The sequence below is a fragment of the Limnobaculum parvum genome (assembly GCF_003096015.2).
GTDB lineage: Bacteria > Pseudomonadota > Gammaproteobacteria > Enterobacterales > Enterobacteriaceae > Limnobaculum > Limnobaculum parvum.
In genome coordinates this window covers 40,293-62,119 of record NZ_CP029185.2, presented here as the reverse complement: position 1 = coordinate 62,119, position 21,827 = coordinate 40,293, and the positions used below count along the sequence as shown (strand labels likewise).

Genomic DNA, 21,827 nt, shown 5'->3' with positions numbered 1-21,827 from the left:
ATATTTACTCCTGAGTTATTCCGTTACTGGTAAGTTAAACAGTGTGTGCTGAAGACGACCGCCTTACGGCGGCCGCTTCAATCACTCAATTACATAATGATCGGGTTAACCGTGTTCTCGACCAGTACTTCAATACCTGAGGTACTCATGGTCCAGACGTTATAGGTACTACCGTCATGTTGGTAATTGCTTTGCGACATCGTCCACTGGCCGTCACCACTCTCTAACTGCAGAGTGCTGCCTTCTTCACCATTAACGATAATTGCTTTATCACCACTCTTAATTGCCAGTTCTTCTGAACCCAGACGTAAAACATCATCCAGAGAAACCTTCATGGTGTTGTGACCATCACCCATGTCGAAGATTTCCACTGAGCTCAGTTTGTCTTTCAACGCACCCAGGTCTAACAGCACGTCTTTACCTTCCAGAATCAGGGTGTCGATACCCTCATCACCAGAGATAAAGTCGAAGTCTGTTGAGGCCAGCTTGATAACATCGTTACCCACTCCGCCCATGACTTGGTCACCGGTACCAATGTGGATAAAGGTATCGTTGCCTTGGCCACCCATCAGGATGTCTGCCTTATCGGTGCCGAACAGAATGTCGTCACCAGCGGTAAACATCTGAGAGATAGACAGCAGTGACTGCTGAGTTGTCGATAACAATGACTGCACAGACTGTACGCCAGCCGGATGTGTCAGCGTATCATCACCTACCTCGATCTGGTTGTTGGACAACAGCGTCACTAGGTCAGTACTCACACCTTTCAGCGTGATCAGATCCTGGAAGCCATACGCCCCACCTTTACCATCACGGTCAATGCTGATAACCGTATCGCTACCGGTCTGCGTTACCTTCAGGTAATCCATAATACCCAGAGAAGCGAAGTCCAGCGTCATCTTGCCTTCATCCATAAAGCAGGATAACGGACCGGAATAGTTCAGCAGATCGCTCACGTCGATCAGGTCTGCATTCTTATTGGTCAGCAGATTACCTACGGTAAAGCCATACACGATGTCATGACCGTTACCGCCAGTACCGTCACCACCCTTACCGGCCAGCACGTTGTACATCAGTACATCGTTACCACCGTTAGTCAGGTAGAAGGTGTCATCGCCGCCGCGACCTTCAAACAGGTTGTTAGCCGCGTTATCGGTGAACGTATCACCCAGAGAAGTACCGATCAGGCCTTCGATACTGACCAGCTTGTCGGTGCCCCATCCAGTTGCAACGCCGGTAGTCAGGTTGGCTGTGATCGCCGAAGCAGAGCGGCTGTAGTCCACAATATCCAGACCCGCCGTTTCACTCCAGACTTGCTGACCGCTGACGATCAGGTTCCAACCGCCACCACCGGTGTAGGTATCATTACCCGCCGAACCGAAGAAGGTGTCGTTATAGCCAGTACCGATAATGCCGCTCGCGCCCACTGTATTATTAGCAGCGCTAGAACTTTCTGCTGTCAGTACGTAGGCATCGTGCGACTTACTGGTGGTCAGGCCGCCCCACGTCTCATTCACCGTACCGTTGGTGTAACCACCAATGGATGCCGTAGCGCCCACATGGTCTGTTACCCCGTTGGTAATACGCAACATCTGCACCGAGTACACTTCATTTGGATCTAATCCGAAGAAGCTAACTAGGCCCATACTGTTACTGGAGCCAGAGGACTGCGGGTTAATCAGCTGTGTTGCCACACACACACCGGCTGAGTTATACAACTTAACGGTGTTACTGTAGAAGGTATTGATGCCGAAACCGTCAACAATACGGATCTGCAGGCTGGTACCGTCCGCCGCGATATTGGTGTTTTTCACCAACAACGTTGGAGCGGAATCAGTTTTGGACACCACGTCAGCATCACTGCCAGAACGATACAACACGATATCCATCGAACCATCCCAGTCGTAGTCAAGCGCTACGGCACCGGTCAGGTTGTCAAACTTCGTGGTACCGGTCAGGCTGACCCCGCCCGCACTCCAAATACCGTTACCGGTGTTGGTGTACAGCATTGGGCTATCGTTGATGCCAGAGCGTGGAATTTCGATAATGTCCACTTTACCGTCATGGTTCCAGTCCACTGCCAACGACGTACCACCAGCCAGTTTGTCACCAAACCACAATGCCTGAGCATCCGTTGTCAGCAACTTACCAGTGCCGTCATTCAGGTAGATACGACTTTCATTATTGTTCGCACCCGCCTTGGTACCACGAGCCAGGAACAGATCTAACCAGCCATCGCCGTTAAAGTCTGCATAGGTCATGGAGATCGACAGGTTACCGTAGTCATCCGCACCATCGTTGGAGAACACGTTGGTATAGTAACCGACGGTACCAAAGTTGGTTTTTCCTGTACCGGTTAACTCGTTGTACAGAATACCCAGACCGCGAGAACCATTACCTGCGTTATTACCCGCACCGTTGTAGTCAATATGAGCGGTAATATCTACCGTACCGTTGTTATCGATATCCACCGCACCGATTTCGTGCATGAGACTCAAGGCCGATGGTAAAGCGCCGCCCGGGTGACCGTTAGGGAAACCGCTCACTTTTTCGTAACTCAACACCCCTGCATCATTCTTCAGGAATGAAATGGAGTCTGACTCGGAGTCTGCCAGTACGAAGTCCAGATAGCCGTCACCTTCACGGTCATAGCCAATAACCCCACCCAGGTGGTTCAAGCTGCCCTGATCTACCGCCTTCGGTGAGAAGGTACCGTCTGCATTTTGCATCCAGTAAGCGGTACGACCGGCGTTCTCGTACGAACTGACCTGTGACATGACATCGGTATAACCATCGCGGTTGAGATCTGCAAACACCGCCGAGTTGATGTAACGGCTGTAGCTGGCACTGTCAACATTATAACCCGCACCGTTAGAAGTAGACGGTTGCGCCAGATAGGTGGAATCATAGTTCTCACGATCGGTCGAGGTATACACACGACCGGCGTTAGCGGTAGTTGTACCACTGGTACCACGCACGCTTTGGAAGAATGACCACAGACCATCTTGGCTAATGGTTACCGCTGCTGCGTTCAGGCCACGACCATCGGAGTCAGTAGTTCCCCCCCACTTCTGGGTAATCAGCAAGCTACCTTCACCGTCGGTAACACCGACGCTGGTGCTAGCACCCATACTTGAGTGGTTACCCGCTGCATCCCACACCATAAACGCCAGGTTATGTGCACCTGCCGGCAGCTTAGTGGTCAGACTCCAAGAGCCGTCCGCATTCGCCGTGGCAAAGCCTAACACCTGATCCAGACCTTCTTGGTAGTTACCGTTACCATTCTCGTCGCTAACCAGCGCAACAATGGTGCCCGCTTCTACCGCACCGTAACGGCTGCTGTCGAAGGTGAAGCTGTCTTTGGTGCTAACAATCTTGTCGATAAGTGGCGCAGCTTTAATTGCATCTGGCACCGTCAGGTCAATCACGACCTTGTAGACGTCTTCAAACGTGGTATTTCTACCCTTGTTGCCCGCATTATCAACCGCCTGCAGCTTGTAGCTGTATGTGGTATCAGCAGATACCTCAGGCAACACATAGCTCCAGTTATTGCCAGTCATGGTGAGGGTCTTCCAGGTCGCGCCGTCATCCAGCGAGATCTGTAGTTTTTCACCGGCTAGCAGCGCCGAACTCAGCGTACCTGTTATCGTCACGTTACGGTCACGAGTGACCATATCGGTATTGGTAACGGTTGCACTGTGGCTGAACAGATCGCCTGCCACCAGACCATGGCTGGTATCGGTGGTGATCTTCGCCGTCGTACTCAGACCGTCCATATCACGACCTGTCGTGATAATGGTCAACGCATGGTTGTCAGTGCTACCTACGTTACCGGCATTGTCCACCACACGCGCTTTGATGGTGTAATCCCCATCAGCCAGCACCTTACTTTGCAGGTCAACGGTCCAACCGGTATCGGTTAATGTCGTTGCCTTGGTCCAGGTGGTGCCATTATCTAGGGTGATTTCTACCGTCTCATCAGACAACAGAGCCTTATCCAGAGTACCGCTAATCAACAACGTATTATCGTTGGTGATAAAGTCAGTGCTGGAACCACCGTTGTCATCAGTAATCGCAGTGATCTTAATCTTCGCGTCTGAAACATAGGTGTCTAAGGTAATGGTGTACGAAGCACTTGGGTCGGTTGCGTTACCCACCAGATCCGTTTCTACGGCGGTGAACACGTTTTGTCCCTCAGCCAACGCCGTTGCCGGTTGCAGGCTCCACTTGCCGTTAGCATCAACGGTGGTGCTACCAATAACATGGTTATTGGTGCTGTCAGTGGTGTACACCGTAATGATGTCGCCCTTAGTACCGGTACCGCTGATGGTTGGACGGGTATCATCGGTGGTTCCGCCAGAAATAACGTTACCCTTGGTAATACCAACCTGATCGTCCACACCGGTGATAACTGGCAGTGCTGGTTTGGTGAAGTCCATGGTCAGGATAAAGTCATCAGATTTAACACTGACGTTACCCGCCGCATCCGTCGCCGTTACGTGGAACGTATGCTTGTCTTCAGTCAAGGCATCGGTAGTGAATGTCCACACACCGCTGCTATCTGCCGTTGTTGTACCCAGCAGAGTCGTACCGTCATATACGCTTACGATACTGTCTTTTTCAGCCTTACCGGTCAGAGTCGGAGTAGAATCATCGGTAGAGTCGCCGCTATGCAATGTAGCAGTGATAGTACCCACGTTGTCTTCCGCTGATTCGATAGTCGGCTTGGTTGGCGCTACGGAATCAATAGTGAACTTGAACGCATCCGCAGTAGTACTGCTGTTACCCGTCGTATCGGTCGCCTTCGCAGTGATGCTGTGGTCGCCCTGAGCCAATGCGGTCGCTGGTGTAAAGCTCCAGTTACCTGTTGCATCTGCCTTGGTTGAACCTAACAGCGTTGCACCGTCGTAAACTTCGACAATACTGTCCGCTTTAGCCGTACCAATCACTTCTGGTTGGGTATCATCAGTGAAACCATTAGCCTTAATTGGGCCAGTGACATCACCAACGTTATCTTCCAGTTTAGTAATGGCCACCGCTAACACACTGGTATCTACAGTAATATGTACCACTGGTGTCGCCGCACCGGTATTACCCGCTGCATCCGTTACCTTGGTACTGAACTCATGTTTACCATCTGCCAGCGCGGTCGGTGTGAACGTCCAGCTACCATCGCTACCTGCTTTGACAGAACCCAGAGCCGTTGAACCATCATAGATAGTCACGATGCCGTTGGCTTCAGCCTTACCGGTGAAGGTTGGCGTATTGTCATCGGTGGTATCGTTATCTTTCAGCGCACCAGTAACAGCACCCACATCATCGGTGATAACCAGATCGGTTACCGCTCCCGGTGCAACAGTATCAACAGTAAAGTTGAAGGCATCGCTCTTCTCGCTGGTTTGACCGACCGTATTGGTCGCATCAACCGTGATCTTATACGAACCGTCAGCCAGTGCTGTCGCCGGAGTGAATGTCCACTTACCGTCTGCATCAACCGTTGCCGTACCGATTTTGGTACCATCGTTATAGATAGTAACCGTTCCGCCCTTGGCCGACATCGCCGTACCAGAGATAGTTGGTTTGGTGTCGTCAGTTGTATCACCGTCTTTTAAGTCACCGGTGATGGTACCTACGTCATCCGCCACGGTATCAATGGTTGGTGCTGTCGGTATAGTACCATCCACCGTAATGGTGTACTTCGCACTTGGGCCAGCCTCATTACCTACCGGATCCCTCTCCATTGCCGTGAATTCATTCATTCCTGGCTTCAGCGCATCTGCCGGTCTCATGGTCCAGGTGCCATCTGCCTTAACGGTAGTGGTACCAATCAGATGGTTATTGATGCTGTCTTTGGCGTACACATAAATCGTGTCACCGGCAGTACCAGTACCGCTGATGGTTGGACGATCATCGTCGGTAGTATCACCTGACTTCACGTTACCCGTGACTGCACCCACCTGATCATCCACACCAGTGATAACTGGCATGATTGGTGCGGTGAAGTCCATGGTCAGCACGAAGTCGGCTGACTTATCACTGACGTTACCCGCCTTATCGGTAGCCGTTACGTGGAACGTATGCTTACCTTCAGGTAGACCAGATTCTGGCGTGAAGCTCCAGGCACCGGTGGTGCTGTCTGCCGTTACGGAGCCCAGTAAAGCCTCGCCGTCATATACTTTGACGATGCTGCCTTTCTCTGCTTTACCTATCAGCGTTGGCGTCGGGTCATCCGTCTCGTTGCCGTTCAGCAATGTACCCTGAACAGTACCCACGTCATCAATAGCAGAATCAATGGTTGGTATGGACGGTTTCACCGTATCAACTTCAAACACAAACGGTGCAGTTTCCGGACTGGTATTACCTGCCAGATCGGTGGCGGTTGCCTTAATACTATGGCTGCCGTCTTTCAGATCTGTCGATGGGGTAAAGGTCCAGGTACCATCCGCTTTCACTGTAGTAGAGCCCAGCAATGTTTCGCCGTCATACACTTTGATAACGCTGTTGGCTTTACCTTCACCAATGATTTCCGGACGCGCGTCATCGGTCACACCGGTGGTTGGTGTGATATTGCCGGTGATGTCACCTACATTATCTACCAGTCGGGTGATTTCCACCGTTACTGCTGATTTATCAATGGTCAGATTAAACGTTTCCGCTTCACCGGTGTTACCCGCCTTGTCGGTCACTGTAATGGTGAAGGTATAATCGCCATTGGCCAGTGAGGTACTTGGGGTAAATGTCCAGTTACCACTGGCGTCCGCATCTGCCGTGCCCAGCTTGGTTTCACCGCTATAGATGGTCACCGTGCTGTTGGCCTCTGCCTTACCACTAAAGGTTGGTGTACCGTCATCAGTGATATCGCCGCTGTTCAGAGGACCTTTATAGTCACCCACATCATCGGTAACCAACAGATCGGTTACTTTACCTGGGGCAACAGTATCCACTTCAAAATCAAAGATACCGGTCTTATCACTGGTTCTGCCAACGGTGTCAGTAACATCAGCACAAATGTTGTATTTACCGTCTTCCAGCGCAGGCTCTGGCGTAAAGCTCCATTGACGATCTTCGCCAACTTTCACCGAACCAATTGCCACATCGTTGTTATAGATAGTAACGATACCATTAGCCACCGCCGTACCGATGATGGTTGGGGTATTGTCGTCGGTTACGGCACCTTTTTGCAGGGCAATAACTTTGTCATCAACGTTATTGAAGTTATCTTCAACACGCTCAATTACCGGAGGAGCCGGTGGTGCTACATCCACTGTAATGGTGTATGTGGCACTTGGGCCTGCCTCGTTACCGGCCAGATCTCTTTCCGTTGCCGTAAGAACGTTATCGCCCTTCAGTAATGGAGACGCTGGCATCAGGCTCCATGTACCGTCAGCAATCACGGTTGCCGTACCAATCAGATGGTGACCGGCGCTGTCAGTGGTGTACACATAAATGGTGTCACCCGCTGTACCAGTACCATGAATGGTTGGACGAGTATCGTCGGTGGTATCGCCAGACTTAACGTTACCCTTATAGGCACCCACCTGGTCATCTACACCAGTAATAGCCAGTGCATCAATCGGTGGCTTGGTGAAGTCCATGAACAGCACAAAGTCTGCTGATTTATCACTGACGTTACCTGCCGCATCGGTGGCCGTTACGTGGAACGTGTGCGTGGTCTCGGTCATATCAGGAGTAGTGAATGTCCACTCGCCATCGCTGTTCGCCGTTGTCGTACCCAGCAGTTCCGTACCGTCATACACGCTCACAGTACTGCCTTTCTCGGCTTTACCGCTCAGGGTTGGCGTCGGATCATCCGTGTGGCTACCGCTACTCATTGCGCCAGTAATCAAACCTACATTGTCCTCAGCTGAGTCAATGGTCGGCACGGTCGGTTTCGTCGTATCAATAGTGAACTTGAACGCATCCGCTGTAGTACTGCTGTTACCCGCCGTATCGGTCGCCTTCGCAGTGATGCTGTGGTCGCCCTGAGCCAATGCGGTCGCTGGTGTAAAGCTCCAGTTACCTGTTGCATCTGCCTTGGTTGAACCTAACAGCGTTGCACCGTCGTAAACTTCGACAATACTGTCCGCTTTAGCCGTACCAATCACTTCTGGTTGGGTATCATCAGTGAAACCATTAGCCTTAATTGGGCCAGTGACATCACCAACATTATCTTCCAGTTTAGTAATGGCCACCGCTAACACACTGGTATCTACAGTAATATGTACCAATGGTGTCGCCGCACCGGTATTACCCGCTGCATCCGTTACGGTAGTACTGAACTCATGTTTACCATCTGCCAGTGCGGTCGGTGTGAACGTCCAGCTACCATCGCTACCTGCTTTGACAGAACCCAGAGCCGTTGAACCATCATAGATAGTCACGATGCCGTTGGCTTCAGCCTTACCGGTGAAGGTTGGCGTATTGTCATCGGTGGTGTCGTTATCATTCAGCGCACCAGTAACAGCACCTACATCATCGGTGATAACCAGATCGGTCACTTTGCCCGGTGCAGTCGTATCGACTTCAAAGTTGAAGGCCGTGCTCTTACCACTGGTTTGACCGACTGTATTGGTCGCATCAACCGTGATCTTATACACACCCTCAGCCAGATCTGTCGCCGGAGTGAATGTCCACTTACCGTCTGCATCAACCTTCGCCGTACCCAGTGTTTTACCATCCGTTTCGTTATAGATAGTAACCATTCCGCCCTTGGCCGACATCGCCGTACCAGAGATAGTTGGTTTGGTGTCGTCAGTTGTATCACCGTCTTTTAAGTCACCGGTGATGGTACCTACGTCATCCGCCACGGTATCAATGGTTGGTGCTGTCGGTACAGAACCATCCACCGTAATGGTGTACTTCGCACTTGGGCCAGCCTCATTACCTACCGGATCCCTTTCCATTACCGTGAACTCGTTCTCGCCCACATTCAGTTCTGCTGCCGGTCTCATGCTCCAGGTACCGTCTGCCTTAACAGTTGTGGTACCAATCATACGATCGCCAGCGCTGTCATGGGTGTACACATAAATGGTGTCACCCTCAGTACCGGTACCGCTGATGGTTGGACGCTTGTCATCGGTAGTATCACCTGACTTCACGTTACCCGTGACTGCACCCACCTGATCATCCACACCAGTGATAACTGGCATGATTGGTGCGGTGAAGTCCATGGTCAGCACGAAGTCGGCTGACTTATCACTGACGTTACCCGCCTTATCGGTAGCCGTTACGTGGAACGTATGCTTGCCTTCAGGTAGACCAGATTCTGGCGTGAAGCTCCAGGCACCGGTGGTGCTGTCGGCCTTCACGGAGCCCAGTAAAGCCTCGCCGTCATACACTTTGACGATGCTGCCTTTCTCTGCTTTACCTATCAGCGTTGGCGTTGGGTCATCCGTCGCGTTGCCGTTCAGCAATGTACCCTGAACAGTACCCACATCATCAATAGCAGAATCAATGGTTGGTATGGACGGTTTCACCGTATCAACTTCAAACACAAACGGTGCAGTTTCCGGACTGGTATTACCTGCCAGATCGGTGGCGGTTGCCTTAATACTATGGCTGCCGTCTTTCAGATCTGTCGATGGGGTAAAGGTCCAGGTGCCATCCGCTTGCACTGTAGTAGAGCCCAGCAATGTTTCGCCGTCATACACTTTGATAACGCTGTTGGCTTTACCTTCACCAATGATTTCCGGACGCGCGTCATCGGTCACACCGGTGGTTGGTGTGATATTGCCGGTGATGTCACCTACATTATCTACCAGTCGGGTGATTTCCACCGTTACTGCTGATTTATCAATGGTCAGATTAAACGTTTCCGCTTCACCGGTGTTACCCGCCTTGTCGGTCACTGTAATGGCGAAGGTATAATCGCCATTGGCCAGTGAGGTACTTGGGGTAAATGTCCAGTTACCACTGGCGTCCGCATCTGCCGTGCCCAGCTTGGTTTCACCGTTATAGATGGTCACCGTGCTGTTGGCCTCTGCCTTACCACTAAAGGTTGGTGTACCGTCATCAGTGATATCGCCGCTGTTCAGAGGACCTTTATAGTCACCCACATCATCGGTAACCAACAGATCGGTTACTTTACCTGGGGCAACAGTATCCACTTCAAAATCAAAGATACCGGTCTTATCACTGGTTCTGCCAACGGTGTCAGTAACATCAGCACAAATGTTGTATTTACCGTCTTCCAGCGCAGGCTCTGGCGTAAAGCTCCATTGACGATCTTCGCCAACTTTCACCGAACCAATTGCCACATCGTTGTTATAGATAGTAACGATACCATTAGCCACCGCCGTACCGATGATGGTTGGGGTATTGTCGTCGGTTACGGCACCTTTTTGCAGGGCAATAACTTTGTCATCAACGTTATTGAAGTTATCTTCAACACGCTCAATTACCGGAGGAGCCGGTGGTGCTACATCCAGTGTAATGATGTATTCAGCACACGGACCAACCTTGTTGCCCGCCAGATCTCTTTCCTCTGCCGTGAATTTGTTCACGCCCGGCAGTAATGGAGACTCTGGCAACAAGCTCCATGTACCGTCAGCAATCACGGTAGCCGTACCAATCAGATGATTACCGGAGCTGTCATGGGTGTACACGTAAATAGTGTCCCCGGCTGTACCGGTACCATGAATGGTTGGACGGGTATCGTCGGTGGTATCGCCAGACTTCACGTTGCCCGTGACTGCACCTACCTTATCATCCACACCGGTGATCGCCAGTGCATCAAATGGTGGTGGGGTGTAATCAGTGAACAACACAAAGTCAGCAGATGGATCGCTCACGTTACCTGCCGCATCCGTCGCCGTTACGTGGAACTTGTGCTCACCTTCCAGAATTGGCGTTGCCGGTGTAAAGCTCCAGGTACCATCGCTGTTAGCCATCACCGAGCCCAGCGCGTTGGTACCGTCATACACGATAACCAGGCTGTTAGCCTCTGCCGTACCCGACAGCGTTGGCGTAGAGTCATCCGTGATGCTGCCTGTCTTCAGGTCACCCTGAATCGTGCCCACATCATCCACTGCCTTCTCAATCGTCGGAACAGATGGCTTGACCGTATCCACGTTAAATTCAAACGCTGAGGTTTGTGGTGTGGTGTTGTTTGCCTTATCGGTTGCGGTCACCGTAATGCTGTGTTTACCTTCACTTAAGGCCGTTGCCGGTGTAAAGCTCCAGCTACCATCTGCCTTAACGGTGGTTGAACCCAGCAGTGTATTGACGTTGTCATACACCTTAACCACGCTACCCGCTTTACCTTCACCAATAATTTCCGGCTTAGTATCGTTAGTCACGCCATTTGGTGTGATATCGCCCGTGATAGGTGCCACATCATCCACCAGGTGAGTGATGCTGACGACCACGTTGCTGGTATCAATAGTAATGTGAACGTCTGGTGTTGCAGGACTTGGGTTACCGGCTTTATCGGTTACCACCGTGCTGAACACATAGTCACCGTCTGCCAGAGACTTGCTTGGTGTGAACGTCCAGTCACCGTTGGCATCCACTTTCGTCGAACCAATTGCGCTATCACCGTTATAGATAGTTACGGTGCTGTTGGCTTCGGCCTTACCGCTGAAGGTTGGTGTAGCGTCATCAGTAGTATCACCGTCTTTCAGAGGTCCTTTATAATCACCCACATCATCGGTAATTTTCAGGCTATCTGCCGCCAGTGGTGCCTTGGTATCCACTTCGAAATTGAAGATACCGGTTGGCTTGCTAGTTTGACCAATCGTGCTGGTCGCCGTCGCAGTGATGCTGTGCTGGCCATCAGCCAGAGCGGTGGTTGGTGTAAATGTCCACACGCCTTTGGTGTCAGCAGTCACAGAACCTAACAGGGTTGCACCGTCATAAATGCGAACGATATAGCCAGCTTCAGCCGTACCCGTAATGGTTGGTTTATTATCGTCGGTCACATCACCTTTTTGTAATGCGCCCGTGATAGGACCCACATCATCCAGTACGTTAACAATCACAGGGACTTCTGGCTTAACCATGTCCACGATGATGGTATAGGTCTCACTGGTGGTGCTGTTACCCGCCGGGTCGGTTTCTACCGCGGTCAGTACGTTGCTACCTGGCAGTAATGGGGTGGTTGGCTCCAACGTCCACTTACCGTCAACGTCCACAGTGGTACGACCAATTTCATGGCTACCGCCGCTGTCTTTGGTGTACACCACAATGGTGTCACCGGCCGTACCGGTACCGCTGATAGCCGGGCTGGCATCGTCGGTTGACTTACCATCAAGGATATTGCCGGTGATCTCACCTACGTTATCTTCAACACCGGTAATAGCCAGTGCATCAAATGGTGGTGGGGTGTAATCAGTGAACAACACAAAGTCAGCAGATGGATCGCTCACGTTACCTGCCGCATCCGTCGCCGTTACGTGGAACTTGTGCTCACCTTCCAGAATTGGCGTTGCCGGTGTAAAGCTCCAGGCACCATCGCCGTTAGCCATTACCGAGCCCAGCGCGTTGGTACCGTCATACACGATAACCAGGCTGTTAGCCTCTGCCGTACCCGACAGCGTTGGCGTAGAGTCATCCGTGATGCTGCCTGTCTTCAGGTCACCCTGAATCGTGCCCACATCATCCACTGCCTTCTCAATCGTCGGAACAGATGGCTTGACCGTATCCACGTTAAATTCAAACGCTGAGGTTTGTGGTGTGGTGTTGTTTGCCTTATCGGTTGCGGTCACCGTAATGCTGTGTTTACCTTCACTTAAGGCCGTTGCCGGTGTAAAGCTCCAGCTACCATCTGCCTTAACGGTGGTTGAACCCAGCAGTGTATTGACGTTGTCATACACCTTAACCACGCTACCCGCTTTACCTTCACCAATAATTTCCGGCTTAGTATCGTTAGTCACGCCATTTGGTGTGATATCGCCCGTGATAGGTGCCACATCATCCACCAGGTGAGTGATGCTGACGACCACGTTGCTGGTATCAATAGTAATGTGAACGTCTGGTGTTGCAGGACTTGGGTTACCGGCTTTATCGGTTACCACCGTGCTGAACACATAGTCACCGTCTGCCAGAGCCTTGCTTGGTGTGAACGTCCAGTCACCGTTGGCATCCACTTTCGCCGTACCCAGCTTGTCATCACCGTTATAGATAGTGACCGTGCTGTTGGCTTCGGCCTTACCGCTAAAGGTTGGCATAGCATCATCGGTGGTATCACGATCATGCAGCTCACCTTGATAGCCACCCACATCATCGATGATTTTCAGGCCATCAACTGCCAGCGGTGCCGTGGTATCCACTTCGAAGTTGAAGTCGCCGGTCTTGCCGCTGGTTTGTCCGATTGGGCTGGTCGCTGTTGCGTTGATGTTGTGCACACCATCAGCCAGTGCGGTAGTTGGCGTAAATGTCCACTCACCTTTACTGTCAGCGGTCACCGAGCCTAACAACGTTGAACCGTCATAAATACGGACGATATAGTCGGCTTTCGCCGTACCGGTAATTTCAGGTTTGTTATCGTCGGTCACATCGCCTTTTTGCAATGCGCCTTTGATATCACCCACATTATCCATGACGTTAACAATCACAGGGACTTCTGGCTTAACCATGTCCACAATGATGGTATAAGTCTTACTGGTGGTGTCGTTACCCGCCGGGTCGATTTCTACCGCGGTCAGTACGTTGCTACCCGGCAGTAATGGGGTGGTTGGTTCCAAATGCCACTTGCCATCATCCCCTACCGTTGTACTACCAATTTCATGGCTACCTGCCGCATCCTTGGTGTACACCACAATGGTGTCGCCTTTGGTACCGGTACCGCTGATAACCGGGCTGGCATCATCGGTTGACTTACCATCAAGGATATTACCGATGATCTCACCCACGTTGTCTTCAACGCCGGTAATAGCTAATTTAGCTGGATCTGGCGGGGTGGTATCCACGGTAAACGTAAACGGATCGGATGGCTCACTCTTGTTGCCCGCCGGGTCTTTCTCGGTCACGGTAATGCTGTGCTCGCCTTCTGCTAACGGCGTTTCTGGCGTAAATTTCCAGCTACCGTTTTCATCAACTTTCACGCTACCAATAACTGTGCCATTGTCTGTAAATATAATGACATCACCCGCGTCACCTTCACCTGAGAAGGTTGGGGTTTTATCGTCGGTAACACCACCGTTAGTGATAGGGCCCGTAATGGTGCCTTCGTCATCAACGACGCTATCAATAGCTGGTTTAGCTGGTGGAACGGTGTCAATTTCAAACTTGATCGGATCGGATGGCTCACTTTCATTGCCCGCCGGGTCTTTCTCGGTCACGGTAATGCTGTGCTCGCCGTCGGCCATTGGTTCTTCTGGCGTCCAGTTCCACTTACCGTCTTCTGGGATAACCACGGAGCCAATGACGTCATCACCGTCTTTAATGATGATGGTGTCGCCCGGCGTGCCTTCACCGTTGAATTCCGGTTTGTTTTCGTCGGTCACATCGCCTGAACTGATTGGGCCCGTTTCATCGCCGGTTTTGTCGGTGGCTTCCGGTACCGCTGGTTTCACCGGTGGAACGGTGTCAACTTCAAACTCGATCGGATCGGATGGCTCACTTTCATTGCCCGCCGGATCTTTCTCGGTCACGGTAATGCTGTGCTCGCCGTCGGCCAGTGGTTCTTCTGGTGTCCAGTTCCACTTACCGTCTTCTGGGATAACCACGGAGCCAATGACGTCATCACCGTCTTTAATGATGATGGTGTCGCCCGGCGTGCCTTCACCGTTGAATTCCGGTTGGTTTTCGTCGGTCACATCGCCTGAACTGATTGGGCCCGTTTCGTTACCGGTTTTGTCGGTGGCTTCCGGTACCGCTGGTTTCACCGGTGGAACGGTGTCAATTTCAAACTCGATCGGATCGGATGGCTCACTTTCATTGCCCGCCGGGTCTTTCTCGGTCACGGTAATGCTGTGCTCGCCGTCGGCCAGTGGTTCTTCTGGCGTCCAGTTCCACTTACCGTCTTCTGGGATAACCACGGAGCCAATGACGTCATCACCGTCTTTAATGATGATGGTGTCGCCCGGCGTGCCTTCACCGTTGAATTCCGGTTGGTTTTCGTCGGTCACATCGCCTGAACTGATTGGGCCCGTTTCGTTACCGGTTTTGTCGGTGGCTTCCGGTACCGCTGGTTTCACCGGTGGAACGGTGTCAACTTCAAACTCGATCGGATCGGATGGCTCACTTTCATTGCCCGCCGGATCTTTCTCGGTCACGGTAATGCTGTGCTCGCCGTCGGCCAGTGGTTCTTCTGGTGTCCAGTTCCACTTACCGTCTTCTGGGATAACCACGGAGCCAATGACGTCATCACCGTCTTTAATGATGATGGTGTCGCCCGGCGTGCCTTCACCGTTGAATTCCGGTTGGTTTTCGTCGGTCACGTCGCCTGAACTAATTGGGCCCGTTTCGTTACCGGTTTTGTCGGTGGCTTCCGGTACCGCTGGTTTCACCGGTGGAACGGTGTCAACTTCAAACTCGATCGGATCGGATGGCTCACTTTCATTGCCCGCCGGATCTTTCTCGGTCACGGTAATGCTGTGCTCGCCGTCGGCCAGTGGTTCTTCTGGTGTCCAGTTCCACTTACCGTCTTCTGGGATAACCACGGAGCCAATGACGTCATCACCGTCTTTAATGATGATGGTGTCGCCCGGCGTGCCTTCACCGTTGAATTCCGGTTGGTTTTCGTCGGTCACATCGCCTGAACTGATTGGGCCCGTTTCGTTACCGGTTTTGTCGGTGGCTTCCGGTACCGCTGGTTTCACCGGTGGAACGGTGTCAACTTCAAACTCGATCGGATCGGATGGCTCACTTTCATTGCCCGCCGGATCTTTCTCGGTCACGGTAATGCTGTGCTCGCCGTCGGCCAGTGGTTCTTCTGGCGTCCAGTTCCACTTACCGTCTTCTGGGATAACCACGGAGCCGATAATATCATCACCGTCTTTAATGATGATGGTGTCGCCCGGCGTGCCTTCACCGTTGAATTCCGGTTGGTTTTCGTCGGTCACATCGCCTGAACTGATTGGGCCCGTTTCATCGCCGGTTTTGTCGGTGGCTTCCGGTACCGCTGGTTTCACCGGTGGAACGGTGTCAATTTCAAACTCGATCGGATCGGATGGCTCACTTTCATTGCCCGCCGGGTCTTTCTCGGTCACGGTAATGCTGTGATCGCCGTCGGCCAGTGGTTCTTCTGGTGTCCAGTTCCACTTACCGTCTTCTGGGATAACCACGGAGCCGATAATATCATCACCGTCTTTAATGATGATGGTGTCGCCCGGCGTGCCTTCACCGTTGAATTCCGGTTGGTTTTCGTCGGTCACGTCGCCTGAACTGATTGGGCCCGTTTCGTTACCGGTTTTGTCGGTGGCTTCCGGTACCGCTGGTTTCACCGGTGGAACTGTGTCAACTTCAAACTCGATCGGATCGGATGGCTCACTTTCATTGCCCGCCGGATCTTTCTCGGTCACGGTAATGCTGTGCTCGCCGTCGGCCAGTGGTTCTTCTGGTGTCCAGTTCCACTTACCGTCTTCTGGGATAACCACAGAGCCAATGACGTCATCACCGTCTTTAATGATGATGGTGTCGCCCGGCGTGCCTTCACCGTTGAATTCCGGTTGGTTTTCGTCGGTCACATCGCCTGAACTGATTGGGCCCGTTTCGTTACCGGTTTTGTCGGTGGCTTCCGGTACCGCTGGTTTCACCGGTGGAACGGTGTCAATTTCAAACTCGATCGGATCGGATGGCTCACTTTCATTGCCCGCCGGGTCTTTCTCGGTCACGGTAATGCTGTGCTCGCCGTCGGCCAGTGGTTCTTCTGGTGTCCAGTTCCACTTACCGTCTTCTGGGATAACCACGGAGCCAATGACGTCATCACCGTCTTTAATGATGATGGTGTCGCCCGGCGTGCCTTCACCGTTGAATTCCGGTTGGTTTTCGTCGGTCACGTCGCCTGAACTGATTGGGCCCGTTTCGTTACCGGTTTTGTCGGTGGCTTCCGGTACCGCTGGTTTCACCGGTGGAACGGTGTCAATTTCAAACTCGATCGGATCGGATGGCTCACTTTCATTGCCCGCCGGGTCTTTCTCGGTCACGGTAATGCTGTGCTCGCCGTCGGCCAGTGGTTCTTCTGGTGTCCAGTTCCACTTACCGTCTTCTGGGATAACCACGGAGCCAATGACGTCATCACCGTCTTTAATGATGATGGTGTCGCCCGGCGTGCCTTCACCGTTGAATTCCGGTTGGTTTTCGTCGGTCACATCGCCTGAACTGATTGGGCCCGTTTCGTTACCGGTTTTATCGGTGGCTTCCGGTACCGCTGGTTTCACCGGTGGAACGGTGTCAACTTCAAACTCGATCGGATCGGATGGCTCACTTTCATTGCCCGCCGGGTCTTTCTCGGTCACGGTAATGCTGTGCTCGCCGTCGGCCAGTGGTTCTTCTGGTGTCCAGTTCCACTTACCGTCTTCTGGGATAACCACGGAGCCAATGACGTCATCACCATCTTTAATGATGATGGTGTCGCCCGGCGTGCCTTCACCGTTGAATTCCGGTTGGTTTTCGTCGGTCACGTCGCCTGAACTGATTGGGCCCGTTTCATCGCCGGTTTTGTCGGTGGCTTCCGGTACCGCTGGTTTCACCGGTGGAACGGTGTCAATTTCAAACTCGATCGGATCGGATGGCTCACTTTCATTGCCCGCCGGGTCTTTCTCGGTCACGGTAATGCTGTGCTCGCCGTCGGCCAGTGGTTCTTCTGGTGTCCAGTTCCACTTACCGTCTTCTGGGATAACCACCGAGCCAATGACGTCATCACCGTCTTTAATGATGATGGTGTCGCCCGGCGTGCCTTCACCGTTGAATTCCGGTTGGTTTTCGTCGGTCACGTCGCCTGAACTGATTGGGCCCGTTTCATCGCCGGTTTTGTCGGTGGCTTCCGGTACCGCTGGTTTCACCGGTGGAACGGTGTCAATTTCAAACTCGATCGGATCGGATGGCTCACTTTCATTGCCCGCCGGGTCTTTCTCGGTCACGGTAATGCTGTGCTCGCCGTCGGCCAGTGGTTCTTCTGGTGTCCAGTTCCACTTACCGTCTTCTGGGATAACCACGGAGCCAATGACGTCATCACCATCTTTAATGATGATGGTGTCGCCCGGCGTGCCTTCACCGTTGAATTCCGGTTGGTTTTCGTCGGTCACGTCGCCTGAACTGATTGGGCCCGTTTCGTTACCGGTTTTGTCGGTGGCTTCCGGTACCGCTGGTTTCACCGGTGGAACGGTGTCAATTTCAAACTCGATCGGATCGGATGGCTCACTTTCATTGCCCGCCGGGTCTTTCTCGGTCACGGTAATGCTGTGCTCGCCGTCGGCCAGTGGTTCTTCTGGTGTCCAGTTCCACTTACCGTCTTCTGGGATAACCACGGAGCCGATAATATCATCACCGTCTTTAATGATGATGGTGTCGCCCGGCGTGCCTTCACCGTTGAATTCCGGTTGGTTTTCGTCGGTCACATCGCCTGAACTGATTGGGCCCGTTTCGTTACCGGTTTTGTCGGTGGCTTCCGGTACCGCTGGTTTCACCGGTGGAACGGTGTCAATTTCAAACTCGATCGGATCGGATGGCTCACTTTCATTGCCCGCCGGGTCTTTCTCGGTCACGGTAATGCTGTGATCGCCGTCGGCCAGTGGTTCTTCTGGTGTCCAGTTCCACTTACCGTCTTCTGGGATAACCACGGAGCCGATAATATCATCACCATCTCTAATGATGATGGTGTCGCCCGGCGTGCCTTCACCGTTGAATTCCGGTTGGTTTTCGTCGGTCACGTCGCCTGAACTGATTGGGCCCGTTTCATCGCCGGTTTTGTCGGTGGCTTCCGGTACCGCTGGTTTCACCGGTGGAACGGTGTCAATTTCAAACTCGATCGGATCGGATGGCTCACTTTCATTGCCCGCCGGGTCTTTCTCGGTCACGGTAATGCTGTGATCGCCGTCGGTCAGTGGTTCTTCTGGCGTCCAGTTCCACTTACCGTCTTCTGGGATAACCACGGAGCCGATAATATCATCACCATCTCTAATGATGATGGTGTCGCCCGGCGTCCCTTCACCGTTGAATTCCGGTTGGTTTTCGTCGGTCACGTCGCCTGAACTGATTGGGCCCGTTTCATCGCCGGTTTTGTCGGTGGCTTCCGGTACCGCTGGTTTCACCGGTGGAACGGTGTCAATTTCAAACTCGATCGGATCGGATGGCTCACTTTCATTGCCCGCCGGGTCTTTCTCGGTCACGGTAATGCTGTGATCGCCGTCGGTCAGTGGTTCTTCTGGCGTCCAGTTCCACTTACCGTCTTCTGGGATAACCACGGAGCCGATAATATCATCACCATCTCTAATGATGATGGTGTCGCCCGGCGTCCCTTCACCGTTGAATTCCGGTTGGTTTTCGTCGGTCACGTCGCCTGAACTGATTGGGCCCGTTTCATCGCCGGTTTTGTCGGTGGCTTCCGGTACCGCTGGTTTCACCGGTGGGGTGATGTCAATTTCAAACTCGATCGGATCGGATGGCTCACTTTCCTTGCCAGTATCTGGGTCAAAGACAATGATCTCGATTTCATGCTTACCTTCCGGCAGCGGCTCGTCTGGGGTCCATTCCCAATGACCTTTATCATCTACCACGACGGTAGCGATCACCTCTCCGTTATCGATGATATTAATAATATCGCCCGGCTTACCATCATCGTCACCACCGAATGTCGGTTTGGTTTCATCGGTCACATCACCAGAATGGATTGGACCGGTGATATCACCGTGATTGTCCATAATTTCTGGGAGAGAAGGTTTAGCAGGTGAAGAAGTATCAACATTAAAGTCAAATGTTGGTGAAACAGGGCTGACGTTGCCTGCTTTATCAGTTTCAGTGATAGTCAGTTGATAATGACCATCTGCTAAATCTGTTGCTGGCGTCCAGCTCCAGTGTCCATTACCGTCGATAAGTGCCTTACCGGCTTCTTTACCATCAATAAAAATAGTAATGGTATTACCCGGTTCGCCAGTACCAGTCACTTCAGGACGAGCGTCATCGGTGGTTGCACCATTGGCAATTGGGCCAGTGATAGGACCCACATTATCGATGATATCGCCAAACAGCGGTCTTAGTGGGGCAACGGTATCAACAGTAAATGATAAATCATCAGATGGCTTACTTGTGGAGCCATCAGCGTTAGATTGGGTAATCGTGATGCTGTGAGCGCCATCGATCAGCGCGGTCTCTGGCTTGAAGCTCCAGGTACCGTCAGCAGCAACAATCGCAGTACCAATTAATTGGCCATTATCATAAACATTGATGGTGTCACCGGCATAACCAGTACCATAGATAGTCGGATGATTTTCATCGGTAAAAGAACCGTATGCGATAGGGCCAGTAATACTACCCGTCTGATCCAGTGCGCCGTCCAGTGTTGGTACAGAGGCTTCTCTTGCCGCTGGAGGCGTTACCGGAGCTGGGGAAGAATCATGATCGTCATTCTTGTTATGCTCATAGATTGCAATGCCGATACCCGTAAGCGCGGCTGCACCCAAGAACCATGGCCATAAAGCCAGCAGACCCATATCATGGTCTGTATTTTCAAACAGGTAAGCGCCATCGCCCAACGGCATACCGCCTAGCGCTGCGGGAGCAAAAGCTCCATTATCAAAAAGATAGCCTTCACCTAAGGATGAACCATCGGTTACTATATAGGCATAAAGTTGGCCATCCTCAGCCATACCTAATAGCGGTTCATTATTACCAGCAACATAATAGTCTTCAATAACCACTGCCGGCGTTGTATCACCTTCAAGAATAACGCACAGATCGTCACCATTGCGCAGGAGAGTGACGTTCTCTGGCGCATAGTTATTATCTTTATTCTTAAGAAGGTATTTACTGCCGGGTTGGATTTTGATTTTGATCGGTTTGCCTGCATCAAGCGCAACAACCTGAGAGGCACCACTTCCTGAATTTACCAATAAACTGGTATTTGTATTCATACTTGAATAACTCCTTTATATCCTTAAGTATTTTTGAATATTCCTACACTAGCTAGCTAGCGTTTCTGTACAATAAAAAGTCCTTTACCGTACAAAATCCTTATAAAAAAACAACATTTTTAAATTAAAATGAAAAAAATCTACTTCACCTTATATATTAAACCAACAAGATGACTCAATGCGATCTTTGAGATGTGTCAATTAATACAAATCAGGATTTAATCCTGCTATTGAGGGTTTTTATTAGATTTAATCACTATAATTTGATAAATGTTGCGATCGTAAATATTGCGGGGTAACTTAAAAAAAATTAATACTCTAAAAGTTTCCTTAAAGTTAAAAACAAAGAATATCGATACTTTTTATTTTATAAACAAGCAAAACAACAAATCAATACTAATAATCAACCTATTCATGAGGTTGGTAAAATACATCTTTCCATATCTTATTTAAGATTATTCTTTAACCTACAGGTTAACATCATTCATAAATAAACATACATTGTTACATATTCGTTTATTGAAGAGATTATCGAACGTTTTTCTTTATATTTAATCATCCGTTGTAAAGAGATCATGCTGTCTAAAAATCGTATTGACTTAATTTCTTAATATAGATATAGCCCATAAAATATATACCTGCCAATATTGAGCACAACAAAAGTAATAAACTCTATGCCCTGAATATCTTAAACGATTCCCGCGGGGTATCCCAAGGCGCGAACGCAGGGCTAATCAACATGGCAATGCTAAATAGGCAGGATTTATTGGATAGATGTAACCGTCCGGTCATCTCACTTTGAGGTACAAAAACGGA

Annotated in this window: 1 protein-coding gene; it reads right to left on the bottom strand. The window is 51.3% G+C overall.

What is annotated here, in order from left to right; translation table 11 throughout:
• Nucleotides 1-89: 89 nt before the first annotated feature.
• Nucleotides 90-21,011 (bottom strand): Ig-like domain-containing protein, encoded by a 20,922-nt coding sequence (locus tag HYN51_RS00065; protein ID WP_108900975.1) that lies wholly within the window; start codon nt 21,009-21,011, stop codon nt 90-92.
• Between the last annotated feature and the right edge of the window lie 816 nt (nt 21,012-21,827).

Bases quoted from the DNA above. Each gene is read 5' to 3' on its own strand.
- HYN51_RS00065 (WP_108900975.1), bottom strand. From the start codon at position 21,011: ATGAATACAAATACCAGTTTATTGGTAAATTCAGGAAGTGGTGCCTCT.